Source organism: Actinocrispum wychmicini, from assembly GCF_004345645.1.
GTDB lineage: Bacteria > Actinomycetota > Actinomycetes > Mycobacteriales > Pseudonocardiaceae > Kibdelosporangium > Kibdelosporangium wychmicini.
The window spans coordinates 461,095-476,472 of record NZ_SLWS01000003.1 but is presented as its reverse complement, the minus strand read 5'-3'; the positions used below and the strand labels follow the sequence as shown (position 1 = coordinate 476,472).

The 15,378-nt window shown below is 70.4% G+C and carries 1 protein-coding gene; it reads left to right on the top strand.

The annotated features are described in order from the left end of the window. The first annotated feature begins 35 nt into the window (after nucleotides 1–35). Complete coding sequence (locus EV192_RS54790; RefSeq protein ID WP_207926079.1) at nucleotides 36–15,374, top strand: type I polyketide synthase; 15,339 nt, start codon at nucleotides 36–38, stop codon at nucleotides 15,372–15,374. Nucleotides 15,375–15,378 lie beyond the last annotated feature (4 nt).

The following is a 15,378-nucleotide window of genomic DNA, read 5'->3' as shown; positions in this document are numbered from 1 at the left end:
GGCCAGGCTTCTTCGATTACTGGGGATTGGCACGAATGAGTGACAACGAAGAGAAGCTACTGACGTACCTCAAGAAGGTGACCGCGGACCTGCGGACCACGCAGCGGCGGCTGCGGGACACCGAGGCGGCGGGGGTCGAGCCCATCGCGATCGTCGGCATGGCCTGCCGGTACCCCGGCGGGGTATCCTCCCCGGAGGAGCTGTGGGCGTTGGTGGCGGACGGCCGGGACGCGATCGCCGAGTTCCCCACCGACCGCGGCTGGGATCTCAGCGCGCTGTACGACCCGGACCCGAACGCACGCGGCACCAGCTATGTGCGGCACGGCGGGTTCATCGACGACGCTGGTCATTTCGACGCGGCCTTCTTCGGGATCAGCCCCCGCGAAGCACGGATCATGGACCCACAGCACAGGCTGCTGCTGGAGACGGCATGGGAGGCCGTCGAACGAGCCGGGATCGACCCGGTCGCGTTGCGCGGCAGCCGGACCGGTGTGTTCGCCGGTGTCACCGGTCAGGAGTACGCGTCGCTGCGTTACCCGGAGCCCGAGGCCGACGGTTTCCTGCTCACCGGCGCCTCCACGAGCGTCGCCTCCGGCCGGATCGCGTACGTGCTCGGCCTGGAAGGCCCGGCGGTGTCGATCGACACCGCGTGTTCGTCCTCTTTGGTCGCTCTGCATATGGCCGTCCAGTCGCTGCGGACCGGCGAATGCGACCTGGCCCTGGCCGGTGGCGTCGCGATCATGGCCACGCCCGCGACCTTCACGGAGTTCAGCCGCCAGCAAGGACTTTCCCCGGACGGCCGCTGCAAGTCGTTCGCCGCGGGCGCCGACGGCACCGGCTTCGCCGAAGGCGTAGGCCTGCTGCTGGTCGAGCGCCTGTCGGACGCGGAAGCCAACGGTCACACCGTGCTCGCGGTCGTCCGCGGGTCCGCGGTGAACCAGGACGGCGCCAGCAACGGCCTCACCGCGCCGCACGGCCCGTCCCAGCAACGGGCCATCCGCGCCGCGCTCGCCAATGCCCGGTTGGCGTCGTCGGAAATCGACGCGGTCGAGGCGCACGGCACCGGCACCACCCTCGGCGACCCCATCGAAGCCCAGGCCCTGCTGGCCACGTACGGTCAGGGCCGGGCTGTGCCGCTGTGGCTCGGCTCGGTCAAGTCGAACATCGGGCACGCGCAGCAGGCCGCCGGGGTGGCCGGCGTGATCAAGATGGTCGAGGCGATGCGCCACGGCCACCTGCCCAAGACGTTGCATGTGGACAGTCCAACGTCCGCTGTGGACTGGGATTCTGGTGCGCTCGCGCTGCTCACCGAGCTCCATGCGTGGCCGGAGACTGGTCGTCCGCGGCGGGCAGCGGTGTCGTCGTTCGGGGTGAGCGGGACCAACGCCCACGTCGTCCTCGAACAGGCTCCGGTCACCGAAGAGTCCACTGTAGACGTATCGGTACCGTGGCTGATCTCCGCCCGGTCCGAGGCCGCGCTCCGCGCCCAGGCTGCCAGGCTGGCCGACCACGTGGCGGCCCACCCTGAGCCCGGAGTCGGGCACGCTCTGGCGACCTCGCGTGCCCACCACGAACTGCGGGCCGCGGTGCTCGTCGGCGACGGGATGGTCGGCGGGATTGTCACAGCGCTGTCCGCCTTCGCCGATGGCGACACCGTACCGGACATCGTCCGCGCGGCGACCGTCGAGCCCGGCAAGGTGGCGTTCCTGTTCACCGGCCAGGGTAGCCAGCGGCCGGGCATGGGCCAGGAGTTGTATACCGCATTCCCGGTGTTCGCCCAGGCGTTTGACGACGTCTGCGAGCACTTCGATCTTCCCGTGAAAGACGTGGTGTTCGGCACGGAAAGGTCGAACCACGCTGCGGACCTGCTGGCCGACACCAGGTACACCCAGGCCGGCCTGTTCGCCCTGGAAACGGCGTTGTACCGGTTGCTCACAAGCTGGGGCTGCGCGCCGGACATGCTGGCCGGGCACTCGATCGGCGAGATCACCGCGGCCCACGTCGCCGGCGTGCTCGACCTCGCGGACGCGACTCTGCTCGTCGCCACCCGGGCACGGCTCATGCACGGGCTGCCGTCCGGCGCCATGGTCGTGGTGCAGGCGAACGAGGAGGAGATCGCCGGTTCGCTGGCCGGGCACGAGCACGCCGTGTCCATCGCGGCGCTCAACTCGCCGTCGTCGACCACCATTTCCGGCGATCCGGCCGTGGTCGAGCAGATCGCCGAGCACTGGCGTGCCGAAGGCCGCAAGACCAAGCGGCTGCGGGTCGAGCGGGCGTTCCACTCGCCGCACCTGGACCCGGTGCTCGAAGAGTTCGCGGCCGTCGCCGCGGGGCTCACGTTCCACCGGCCCACGCTCCCGATCGTGTCCAACCGCACCGGACAGCTCGCCGACCCCGACGAGCTGCGCACACCCGAATACTGGGTGCGCCACGCCCGGGAAGCCGTCCGTTTCCATGACAGCGTCCAGACTCTGCGCGCCGCCGGCGTCGTGACCTTCCTGGAGCTGGGGCCGGACTCGACGTTGAGCACGCTCGTCGCCGAAGGCGACGAGCCGTCGGCCGCTGTATCCGTGTTGCGTCCCAACCGGCCTGAACTGGATACCGCATACAATGCACTGGCTGTCGTCCATGTCAACGGCGTTGACGTGGACTGGAAGGCGGTCTTGCCTTCCGCTCGGCCGGTCGCACTGCCGACCTACGCCTTCCAACGTGAGCAGTATTGGCTCGAAGCGACGGCGGCCACGGGCAGCCCGCAGGGACTTGGCCTGGACGCGGCCGGGCATCCGCTGGTCAGCGCCGTGGTCGAACTGCCCGGCGACGGGGGATACGTGTTCACCGGCCGACTGTCGCTGCGCACACACCCATGGCTGGCCGACCACACGGTGCACGGCAGTGTCGTCGTGCCCGGTACCGCCTTCGCGGACCTGCTGACACACGCGGCGGCCCAGGCCGGGTGCACCGAGGTCGCGGACCTCACGCTGGAGAACCCCCTTGTCATCCCGCCGGACGACGACGTCCAGCTGCGTGTCACCATCGGCGCGGCCGACGAGTTTGGCCGCCGTCCGGCAAATGTCTACACCCGACTGGATAGTGAATGGATCCGGCACGTCTCTGGCGTGCTCTCCACAGCCGGCTCAATGCCTGCTGTCTCCGGTGAAGCGTGGCCGCCACCGGGCGCCGAACCGGTGGAACTGGTCGACGTGTACGAGCGGTTCGCCGAGATCGGACTCGCCTACGGCCCGCTGTTCCAGGGACTCCGGTCGGTCTGGCGGCACGGCGACGACCTGCTCGCGGAGGTGTCGCTGCCGGACGGAACGGATGTCGACGGTTTTGGTATCCACCCCGCGCTGCTGGACGCCGCGCTGCATCCACTGGCGCTCGCCGCGATCACGGACGGCGTCCGGGTTCCGTTCGCGTTCACCGGCCTCACCTTGCACGCAACCGGCGCCGCCAGCGTCCGCGTACGGCTCTCCCCCAACGGAACCGACGCGTTCTCGTTGACCGTCACCGACCCCGCTGGGGCGCCGGTCGCGGAGGTCGCCACGGTCGCGTTCCGGCCGTTGCTCGCGATCCCCGGTAGCCAGCAGACTTCATACAGTATGGAATGGCGGCCCTTGCCGCTCCCCGCCGAAACGGTCCCGGTGGCCGTGGTCGATGACTTTGAGAACGTCGACGGCGTTCCGGCGATGTGGTTCCGTGGCGCCGAAGGCGATGCGCGTCGACTCACTCTTGCCGCGCTGGACGTCATCCAGAAGTTCCTGGCCGACGAGCGGTTCGTGGACACCCCACTCGTGGTGCTCACTCAAGCCGACGATTTGGCCGCGGCCGGTGTGCGCGGGCTCGTCCGGTCCGCCCAGCTGGAGAACCCCGGCCGGCTGGTGCTGGCGGACATCGACGGCTCACTCGACCTGCTTCCGGCGGCGCTGGCCACCGGCGAACCCCACTTCGCGCTGCGGAACGGCACGTTGTCCGTCCCGCGCTTGGTCCGCGTGACCGAACCGGACAGCGAACCGATCGTATTCGATCCACAAGGGACGGTCCTGGTCACCGGCGGCACGGGCACCCTCGGCAGCCTTGTCGCCGAGCATCTCGTTACCCAGCACGGCGTCCGGCGGCTGCTGGTGTTGAGCCGCAGTGGACGCGTCAACGACCGGCTGGCCTCGCTGGATGCCGAGGTCACGGTCAAGGCATGTGATCTCGCCGACCGGGACGCGCTCGCCGCCGTGCTGGCCGACGTCCCCGCCGAACACCCGCTCACCGCCGTCATCCACGCGGCCGGCACCCTCGCCGACACCACGTTCACCAGCCTAACCGCGGACCAGGTCGACGCGGTGTGGGCACCGAAGGCCGCCGGCGCCTGGCACCTGCACGAACTCACCCAGGACCTGGCGGCGTTCGTCCTCTTCTCGTCCGTCGCCGGCACCCTTGGCAACCCCGGCCAGGCCAACTACGCCGCCGCCAACGCCTTCCTGGACGCCCTCGCCGTCCACCGGCGCGCGGCCGGGCTGCCGGCCACCTCGCTCAGTTGGGGGCTGTGGGCGCAGACAAGTGCCATGACCGGCGAACTCGACACCGCGCGCATCGCCGGGCGCGGGCTCGTGCCGCTGACCACCGAGGAAGGCCTCGCCCACTTCGACGCGGCACTCCAGCAGGGCAGTCCGGCGCACGCCATCCCGGTCAGGTTCGATCTCGCCGCGTTGAGCGCCCGACCCGACGTGCCCGCGCCTCTTCGCGGGCTCGTCCGCAAGCCCGTCAGGCGGGCCGCGGGTGAGTCGTGGGCAGGGAAGCTCGCCGGGCTCAGCGAGGACGAGCAGCGGCAACGGCTGGCGGACCTGGTCCGGGCGAGCATCGCCGCGGTCCTCGGCCACCAGGACGGTCATTCCGTCGAGGTCGGCCGCAGCTTCCAGGACCTGGGTTTCGACTCGCTCACCGCGGTCGAACTGCGCAACCGCCTCGGCACCGTCACCGGGCTGCGGCTCCCGGCGACGTTGATCTTCGACTATCCGACCCCGGTCGCGCTCGCGGAGCAGTTGCGTGACCGGCTGCTGGGCGCGAAGACCGACCCGCGCACCACTGTCGTGTCCGCCTCCGACGAGCCGATCGCGATCGTCGGCATGGCGTGCCGTTACCCCGGCGGCGCCACGTCACCGGAAAGGCTCTGGCAGCTTGTCGCCGACGGGGTCGACGCCATCGGCGACTTCCCCCGCACCCGCGGCTGGAACGTCGACGACCTGTACGACGCCGACCCGGAGAAGACAGGCAAGACGTACACCCGGACCGGCGGATTCCTGTACGACGCCGACCATTTCGACCCGGAGTTCTTCGGCATCAGCCCCCGCGAGGCCCTCGCCATCGACCCACAACAGCGCCTGCTGCTCGAAATCACCTGGGAGACCCTGGAAAACGCCGGCATCACACCGGAAACCCTGCACGGCAGCCGAACCGGAGTCTTCACCGGGATCATGTACGGCGACTACGGCGGCCGGCTGCTCGACCGAGCGCCGGACGGCTTCGAGGGTTACCTCGGGACCGGCAGCTCGTACAGCATCGCGTCCGGCCGGATCTCGTACACGTTCGGCTTCGAGGGCCCGGCGATCACTGTGGACACCGCGTGCTCGTCGTCGCTGGTCGCGCTGCACCTGGCCGCGAACGCCATCCGGACCGGTGAATGCGACCTGGCGTTGGCCGGCGGCGCGACGGTGATGGCCACACCAGGCCCGTTCGTCGAGCTCAGCCGGCAGGGCGCGCTGTCGCCCGACGGGCGCTGCAAGTCCTTCGCCGCGACCGCGAACGGCGCCGGCTGGGGCGAGGGCGCCGGGTTGCTGCTGCTGGAGCGACTGTCCGACGCCCAGGCCAAAGGGCACCGGGTGCTGGCGCTGATCAAGGGCTCCGCGGTGAACCAGGACGGCGCGTCGAACGGGTTGACCGCCCCGAACGGCCCGGCCCAGCAGCGCGTCATCCGGCAGGCACTGGCGAACGCCGGGCTGACCCCGGCGGACGTGGACGCGGTGGAGGCACACGGCACCGGCACCAAACTGGGCGACCCGATCGAGGCTCAGGCGTTGATCGCCACGTACGGCGAGAACCGGCCGTCGGACCGTCCACTGTGGCTCGGTTCGATCAAGTCCAACATCGGCCACACCCAGGCCGCCGCCGGCGCCGCCGGCATCATCAAGATGATCCAGGCCCTGCGGCACAACGAACTCCCCCGCACCCTGCACATCGACCAACCCACCCCGAACGTCGACTGGGCCGACTCCGGGGTCTCACTGCTCACCTCGCCAGTCCCGTGGCAGGAGAACGGACATCCTCGCCGCGCCGCCGTCTCCTCGTTCGGCATCAGCGGCACTAACGCCCACCTCATCCTCGAACAAGCCCCACCTGTTAGGCAATCCACATCGGATACTGTATGCATAATTCCATGGCTGCTGTCCGCCAGGACACCGGCCGCGCTGAGCGACCAGGCCAGTCGGCTGGCCGAGTTCGTCACCGCGAACCCGGATGTCGATGTCGCCGAGATCGCCCACACCCTCGCCACTACGCGGACGCACCACGACCACCGGGCCGCGGTGAGTGGCGCGGACCGCGCACAGTTGCTGTCCGCGCTGGCCGGCGGTGAGCTGCCGGTCGGGGTCGTCCGCGGCCGGGTCCGCGACGGTGGGACCGTGTTCGTGTTCCCCGGGCAGGGATCCCAGTGGCCGGAGATGGCCGCCGGACTCCTCGAATCGTCGGCCGTGTTCCGGGCGAACGCGGAGGCCTGCGACGCGGCACTGCGGCCGTATCTCGACTGGTCGGTGCTCGACGTCCTGCGCGGCGCGCCGGACGCGCCGCCACTGTCCCGTGTGGACGTCGTCCAGCCGGCGCTGTTCACCATGATGGTGTCGCTGGCCAGGGTGTGGCAGAGCCACGGAATCCAGCCGGACGCCGTGGTCGGGCACTCGCAGGGTGAGATCGCCGCGGCCTGTGTCGCCGGTGGGTTGACCATCGACGACGCCGCGAAGATCGTCGCTCTGCGTAGTCAGGCATGGCTGACTCTGGCCGGCCAGGGCGGGATGATCTCGGTGAACGCCGACGCCGCCCGGCTGGACAAGCACCTCGAACCGTGGCGCGAACACCTGGCGATCGCGGCGGTCAACAGCCCTACGCTGACCACGGTCGCGGGAAGCCCTGCGGCTCTCGCCGAACTCAGCGCGCACCTGACCGACCAGGGCATCCACACCCGCACGATCAAAGGCATCGACACCGCCGGGCACTCGCCGCAGGTCGACGGGCTGAGGGAACACCTGCTGACAGTGCTGGCCGGGCTCAGCCCGCGCACATCCGACATCCCGTTCTACTCGACGGTCACCGGTGCCCAGATGGACACCGCAGGGCTCGATACCGCGTACTGGTACCGGAACATGCGCGAACCCGTGCTGTTCTACGACGCCGTCCAGGCGTTGCTGGCCGACGGGCACCGGACGTTCGTCGAGCCGAGCCCACACCCGATGCTGGTCAGCTCGGTGCAGGAAACCGCCGCCGACCGCGACATCGACGCGGGCGTGCTCGGCACACTGCGCCGTGGCGAAGGCGGCGAGCCCCGCGTCCACGTGGCGCTCGCCGAGGCGCACGCGAACGGCGTGCACGTCGACTGGCAACGGCTCCTCGGACCCGCGCAGCAGGTCGACCTGCCGACGTACGCCTTCCAGCACCGGCCGTACTGGCTGGACCGTGCGGCGGGCGGCTCGGACGTCACCGCGGCCGGCCTGGACCACACCGATCACCCGCTGCTCGGCGCGGTGACCGAACTGCCCGACGGCGGCCACCTGTGCACCGGCCGGATCTCCCTCGCCAGCCACGCCTGGCTGGCCGAACACGCCGTCGGCGGCACGCCCCTGCTGCCTGGCACGGCATTCCTTGAACTCGCCCTGCACGCGGCCGGCGGCGGCCGCGTTGAGGAACTCACGCTTCAGGCGCCGCTGCTCCTGCCCGCCGATGGTGCCGTGCAGCTGCAGGTCGTCACCGGACCGCCCGGCGACACTCAAACGATCACTATCCGTAGTCGAGCTACCGGCGACGACTCGGTCTGGATCGAGCACGCGACCGGCCTGCTCGGGCCGGAGTCGTCCGACGTCGACGACCTGGGTGCCTGGCCGCCCGTGGGTGCCACCCCGATCGACGTCGACGACGCCTACCCGCGCCTGGCCGACCGCGGCCTGGACTACGGACCCGCGTTCCAGGGCCTCCGCGCGGCCTGGCAACGCGGCGAGACCGTGTACGCCGAGGTCGACCTGGGCGAGGACCAGCAAGCGGACGCCGCCCGGTTCGGCATACACCCGGCACTGCTCGACACGGCATTGCATCCGCTCGCCCTGGGCGCCGACGACGACATCATCCGGCTGCCGTTCAGTTGGGCCGGAGTCACCCGCCACTCAACCGGCGCCACGGCCCTGCGCGTGCGTCTCACCCCAGCCGCCGACGGAACGATCGCGTTGCTCGTCGCCGACAGCACCGGCACTCCGGTCGTCACGGTCGACGCGTTGACGGTCCGGCCGCTTGAGTCCGACAAACTCGGCCCGTTGCGGAACTCCATGTTCCACGTCGTCTGGAACCCGGTGCCCACCCGGACCGCCGCGCCGACGGACGTCGTGGTGGCCGAGTACACCCCCACCCCCGGCACCCCCGAAGCCCAAGCCCACACCGCCACCCACCAAATCCTGGCCGTCCTCCAGGACTTCCTGGCCACCGAGGACCAGACCCACCTCGTGGTGGTGACCCGAGGCGCGATCGCGGTCAACGGCGAGGACGTCGACCCAGCCGCGGCCGCAGTCTGGGGCCTGGTCCGCGCAGCGCAGTCCGAAACGCCGGACAGGATCGTCCTGGTCGACCTCCCAGGCAGCGAGCGCGACGGGTTGGCCGAGGCCCTGGCCACCGGTGAACCACAAGTGGCCGTCCGCGAAGGCGTCGCGTACGCCCCGAGGCTCGTGCGCCCCGAACTCGACGACCACACCACAGTGTTCAGTCCTCAAGGGACGGTCCTTGTCACCGGCGGCACTGGCACGCTGGGCGGCCTGGTCGCCGAGCACCTCGTGACCCGGCACAATGTGCGGCGGCTCTTGTTGGTCAGCCGCAGTGGCCCGGCCGCCGCCGGAGTACCTGAACTCACGGCCCGGCTCACCGCGCTCGGCGCGGACGTCATCGTCCGGGCGTGCGACCTCGCCGACCGGGACGCCGTGGCCGGACTGCTCGCAGAACATCCCGTCAGCGCGGTCATCCACGCCGCCGCCGTGCTCGACGACGCCATCGTCGGCAGCCTGACCCCGGAACGGCTCGACACAGTCCTGCGGGCCAAGGCGGATGCCGCATGGCACCTGCATGAACTCACCCAGGACCTGGACGCGTTCGTGCTGTTCTCGTCCCTCACCGGCACCCTCGGCAACCCCGGCCAGGCCAACTACGCCGCCGCCAACGCCTTCCTGGACGCCCTCGCCGTCCACCGGCACGCGAACGGACTGCCTGCCACCTCACTCGCCTGGGGACTGTGGGCCGAGACTTCGGCGTCCAGCGCGTCACTCACAGCGACCGACCACCGTCGCATCACTCGTAACGGTCTCACCGCGCTCACCACGGCCGACGGCCTTGCCCTGTTCGACGCCGCGCTGGCCGCAGACAGGGCCACGCTCGTGCCTGCCGCGCTCGACTTCCGGGCGCTGCGTGCGTCGGGCTCGGTACCGTCGATCCTCAGTGGACTGATCACCACGTCCACGCGGCGCGGTGATCAGCCGGGTCGTGCTCTGCTGCGGCGCCTCGCCGGGCTGGCCGACGCCGAGCAGCTGCGGGTGCTGGTGGAGCTCGTCCGGGCGCAGACCGCGGCGATCCTCGGCCACGACAACCCGGACAGCATCGACGCGGACCGGCCGTTCCAGGAGCTCGGCTTCGACTCGCTGACGTCGGTCGAGATGCGCAACCGCCTGGGGACGACGATCGGTCAACGGATGCCGGTCACTCTCGTCTTCGACCACCCGACCCCTGCGGCTCTCGCGGCTTATCTCCGTACGCTGCTCGTCACCGGGGAGACAGCCGCGGTGGTTCCCGCAGCGGCAGCGATGCTCGACGAGCCGATCGCGATCGTCGCGATGGCGTGCCGCTACCCCGGCGGCGTCAGCACACCGGACGACCTGTGGCGGTTGGTCGCCGACGGGGTGGACGCCATCGGCGAGTTCCCCAGCACCCGCGGCTGGAATGTCGACGACCTGTACGACATCGACCCGGACAAGCCCGGCAAGACATACGCCCGCACCGGCGGGTTCCTGTACGACGCCGACCACTTCGACCCGGACTTCTTCGGCATCAGCCCCCGCGAAGCCCTCGCCATCGACCCCCAGCAACGCCTGCTGCTGGAGATCACCTGGGAGACCCTGGAGAACGCCGGTATCCGGCCGGATTCACTGCGCGGTAGCCGAACCGGCGTCTTCGCCGGCATAATGTATAACGACTACGCGGGTCGCCTCCTGAGTCGGATCCCGCCGGGGTTCGAGGGATACATCGGCACCGGCAGTTCGCAGAGCGTCGCATCCGGGCGGATATCGTATACGTTCGGCTTCGAAGGTCCAGCCATCAGCATCGACACCGCGTGCTCGTCCTCGCTGGTCGCGATCCACCAAGCCGCACAGGCCCTGCGCGGCGGCGAATGCGATCTCGCGCTGGCCGGCGGCGTCACCGTGATGGCCACGCCCACGTTGTTCACGGAATTCAGTCGACAGCGGGCGTTGTCGCCGGACGGGCGCTGCCGGTCCTTCGCCGCCGGGGCCGACGGCACCGGCTTCTCCGAAGGCGCGGGCCTAGTGTTGCTGGAGCGGCTGTCCGACGCGCAGGCCAACGGCCATCACGTGCTCGCGGTCGTCCGTGGCTCGGCGGTGAACCAGGACGGCGCCAGCAACGGCCTCACCGCCCCGAACGGCTCGTCCCAGCAGCGGGTCATCCAGCAGGCGTTGGCGAACGCCAGGCTGACCCCGTCCGATGTGGACGCGGTGGAGGCCCACGGCACCGGCACCACGCTCGGCGACCCCATCGAAGCCCAGGCCCTGATCACGATCTACGGTCGCGACCGGGCGGTGCCGCTCAGGCTCGGCTCGGTGAAGTCGAACATCGGCCACACCCAGGCCGCCGCCGGCGTCGCCGGCGTGATCAAGATGATCCAGGCGCTGCGGCACAACGAACTCCCCCAGACCCTCCACATCGACGAACCCACACCGAACGTCGACTGGACCGACGGCGTCTCCCTGCTCACCTCGGCCGTCCCGTGGCCGGAGAACGGGCATCCGCGCCGCGCCGCCGTCTCGTCGTTCGGCATCAGCGGCACCAACGCCCACCTCATCATCGAACAGGCCCCACCCACTGAACAGTCCATATCAGATACTGTATGCACGATTCCGTGGCTACTGTCCGCCAAGACCCCGGCCGCACTTCGCGACCAGGCCACCCGGCTGCGCGCCTTCGCCGAAACTGGACCGGAGGTCCAGATCGCCGACATCGGCTGGTCGCTGGCCACCGGCCGGACGCACCACCGGTACCGCGCGTCCGTCACCGCGGACAACCGCGAGGATCTGGTGGCCGGGCTGGCGGCGGTGGCGGCCGACGTCCCGCACCCGACCACCAGCCGTGGCAACCTGTTCGGCGCCGGCCGGACCGCGTTCCTGTTCACCGGCCAGGGCAGCCAGCACCCCGGCATGGGCCAAGGCCTGTATGCCACGTTCCCGGTCTTCGCCGAGGCGTTCGACGAGGTCTGCGCCCTTCTCGACCAGCATCTGGACCAGCCGATCCGGGAGATCGATCCCGCGCTGCTCGACCAGACCCGGTACACACAGCCCGCGTTGTTCGCGCTTGAGGTCGCGTTGCACCGGTTGGTCCAGTCGTGGGGCATCACCCCCGACTACGTCGCCGGGCATTCGATCGGCGAGCTGACCGCGGCCCACATCGCCGGCGTCTTCGACCTGCACGACGCGTGCCTGCTCGTGACCACCCGCGCGAGGTTGATGCAGGAAGCGCCGACCCACGGCGCCATGGCGGCCATCGAAGCCACCGAGACCGACATCCTGCCGCACCTCAACGCCGACACAGTCACGATCGCCGCGCTCAACGGACCTCAGTCCACTGTGGTCTCCGGCGACGCGGACGCGGTGGCCAAGATCCTCGACCACTTCCGGTCGATCGGCCGGAAAACCAGGAAACTGACGGTCAGCCACGCGTTCCACTCCCCGCACATGGCCGGGATGCTCGACGAGTTCGGCCGCACGGCCGAAAAAGTGACCTACCGGCCGCCCACCATCCCGGTCGTGTCCAACGTCACGGGTCACCTCGCCGAGCCGGACCAGATCGCCACACCCGAGTACTGGGTCCGGCACGTCCGCGAAGCCGTGCGCTTCCACGACGGCATCCGCACCCTCAACGCGCACGGCGTGACAACCTACCTGGAGCTAGGGCCGGACGGTGTGCTCACCGCGATGGTCGAGGAGAGCCTGTTCGACACCGGCCAAGCCGTCCCTGTGGCGGTGTTGCGCCGTGGGCGGGACGAGCCGGGCACAGCGATGGCCGCGATCGCGGCGGCCCACACTCGCGGCGCGTTGCCCGTCGACTGGGAGCGGGTGTTCGCCCACACCGGCGCCAACCGGATCACCCTGCCGACGTACGCGTTCCAACGCGACAGCTACTGGCTGCCCATGTCCCCTGTGGACAGTGTCGGTCTGCGGCCGTCCGGGCATCCGCTGCTGAGCACCGGCACGGACCTGCCCGACACCGGCGGCCTGCTGTTCACGGGGACCGTCTCCCGGCACACCCACCCCTGGCTGACGGGCCATGCCGTGCACGGCACTGTGTTGTTGCCGGGCACCGCGTTCGTGGACTTCGCGCTGCACGCGGCGGACAGGGTCGGCGGCGTTCACGTGCGGGACCTGACCTTGGAGGCCCCGCTGGTCCTGCCGGTGGACGGTTCGGTCAGGGTGCAGGTGACGGTCGGCGGTCCGGACGAAGCTGGGACACGGTCGCTGTCGGTGCATTCCTGTCCGGCGGACGAAGAAGGCCAGTGGGTCCGGCACGCCACGGGCACACTCGACTCAGCCGAGCCCTCGGACTCCGCAGGCTTGGCCGCTCCGGCTGCGTCCGCCAGCCTCGCAGGCCCAGCCGGCTCCCCCGCTCCAGCCAACCTCGCTGGCTCGCCCACCCAGGCCGCTCCCGCTGACTTGGCCGTGTGGCCGCCGGCCGCCACTCCGGTCGACCTCACCGACTGCTACCAGCGGCTGGCCGACCTCGGGCTCGACTACGGCCCGGACTTCCAGTGTCTTCGCGCCGCGTGGCGGCAGGGCGACACGTTGTTCGCCGAGGTCGAACTGCCGTCGGACCCGACCGGGTTCGCCGTGCATCCCGCGTTGCTCGACAGCGCGCTGCACCTGCTCGCGCTCGAAGCGGGCGGGGACACGGTCCAGTTGCCGTTCTCGTGGACGGGACTGACCCAGCATCGCCCTGGCACCGCGGCTTTGCGTGTCCGTCTGACACTGAAAGACACCATTGCCTTAAGCGTCGCGGACGCCACGGGCGACCCAGTGCTCACTGTGGACGCACTGGCGGTGCGTCCGGTCGACCCGAGCCGGTTCGCGCCGGTCCGCAACGAGTCGTTGTTCGGTCTGCGCTGGCACACCGTGACCCCGACCGGTTCCTGCCGGATGGCGGTCCTCGACGGCGATCTGGCGTCGATCACCGAATCCGACGAGCCGATGGTGATCATCGCCCGGCAGAACGGGACCGCGCCGGATGAGACCGCGCATCGCGTACTCGCGCTCGTGCAGGCATTCCTCGCGGACGACAGGTTCGCGAACGACCGTCTGGCCATCGTGACGCGCGGTGCGGTGGCGGCCGGCGACGAAGATGTCCGCGATCTGGCGGCTTCGCCGGTCTGGGGGCTGGTGCGCACGGCTCAGAACGAGCATCCCGGCCGGTTTGTCCTGGCCGACGTCGACGATCACGTCGAGTCGGAAGAGGCGCTTGCCGCCGCGCTCGGATCCGGCGAACCACAGTTCGCGCTCCGCGAGGGCGCGACCTTGGTGCCGCGACTGGCCCGCGTGACCGCCGACCCGGTGTCCCTGGACGGGACGGTCCTGATCACCGGCGGCACGGGCACTCTCGGTGGCCTGCTGGCCCGTCATCTCGTTGACAAGCACGGCGTGGAGCGGCTTCTGCTGGTCAGCCGGAGTGGCATGGACGCCGAAGGCGCGGCCCAGCTGAAGGCGGATCTGTCCGAACAAGGCGCGGATGTCACCATCGCGAAATGCGACATCGCCGACCGCGATGCCCTCGCCTCCCTGCTCGCCGAGCATCCGATCAGCGCGGTCGTGCACGCGGCCGGTGTCACTGACGACGCCGTCACCACCAGCCTGACCGCACAGCACTTCGACACGGTCCTACCGTCCAAGGTGGACGCTGCCTGGAACCTGCACGACCTCACCCACGACCTGTCAGCGTTCGTGTTGTTCTCCTCGGCCGCCGGCATCGTCGGCAACCCCGGCCAGGGGAACTACGCCGCCGCCAACACGTTCCTGGACAGTCTGGCCGCGCACCGCCGGGCCAACGGGCTGCCGGCGATCTCGCTGGCGTGGGGTCAGTGGGCCGCCGACAGTGCGCTGACCACCCAGTTGAGCGCGACCGACCAGCAGCGACTCAGCCGTGGCGGGTTGAAGCCGCTGCCGACCGAGGAAGCGCTCGCCCTGTTCGACGCGGCGCTCGGCGCGAACGAACCGCTGCTCGTGCCCGCCCGGGTCGACCTGGCGGCGTTGCGCGGAATGGCCGGCGCTCTCCCCCCGATCCTGCGCGACCTCGTCCCGGCCCGACGGGTCGAGGTCGCGCAGCCCGGCCGGCTCGACACCCGGCTGGCCACCCTGTCCCGGGCCGAGCAGGACCGGACGCTGCTGGATCTGGTCGCTTCCCGGATCGCGGTCGTACTCGGCCACGGTTCGGCCCACGCGATCGACCCGGCGCGGCCGTTCCAGGACCTGGGGTTCGACTCGCTCACGTCGGTCGAGTTGCGCAACATGCTCAGCCAGGCCACCGGCCTGCGGCTGCCGGCGACGCTGACGTTCGACCACCCCACCCCGGCCGCGCTGGTGGCGCACCTGCGTGCCGAACTCCTTCCCGACGTGCCGACCGAGGACGAGACGTTGCGGCAGGCCATCGCCGCCATCCCGCTCGCGCGGCTGCGGGACGCCGGCCTGCTGGCCGCGCTGACCAGGCTGGCCGGCGCCGACACCGGGCCGGACGTGGACCTGTTGGACGACATCCGGACCGCCGACGTGGACGACCTCGTCCAGCGGGCCCTGGCCGGCCATGACCTGAGGGGAACACCGTGACATC

What these genes read in the sequence shown, in the direction of transcription:
- EV192_RS54790 (WP_207926079.1), top strand. Translation starts at nt 36, where the DNA reads ATGAGTGACAACGAAGAGAAGCTACTGACGTACCTCAAGAAGGTGACC.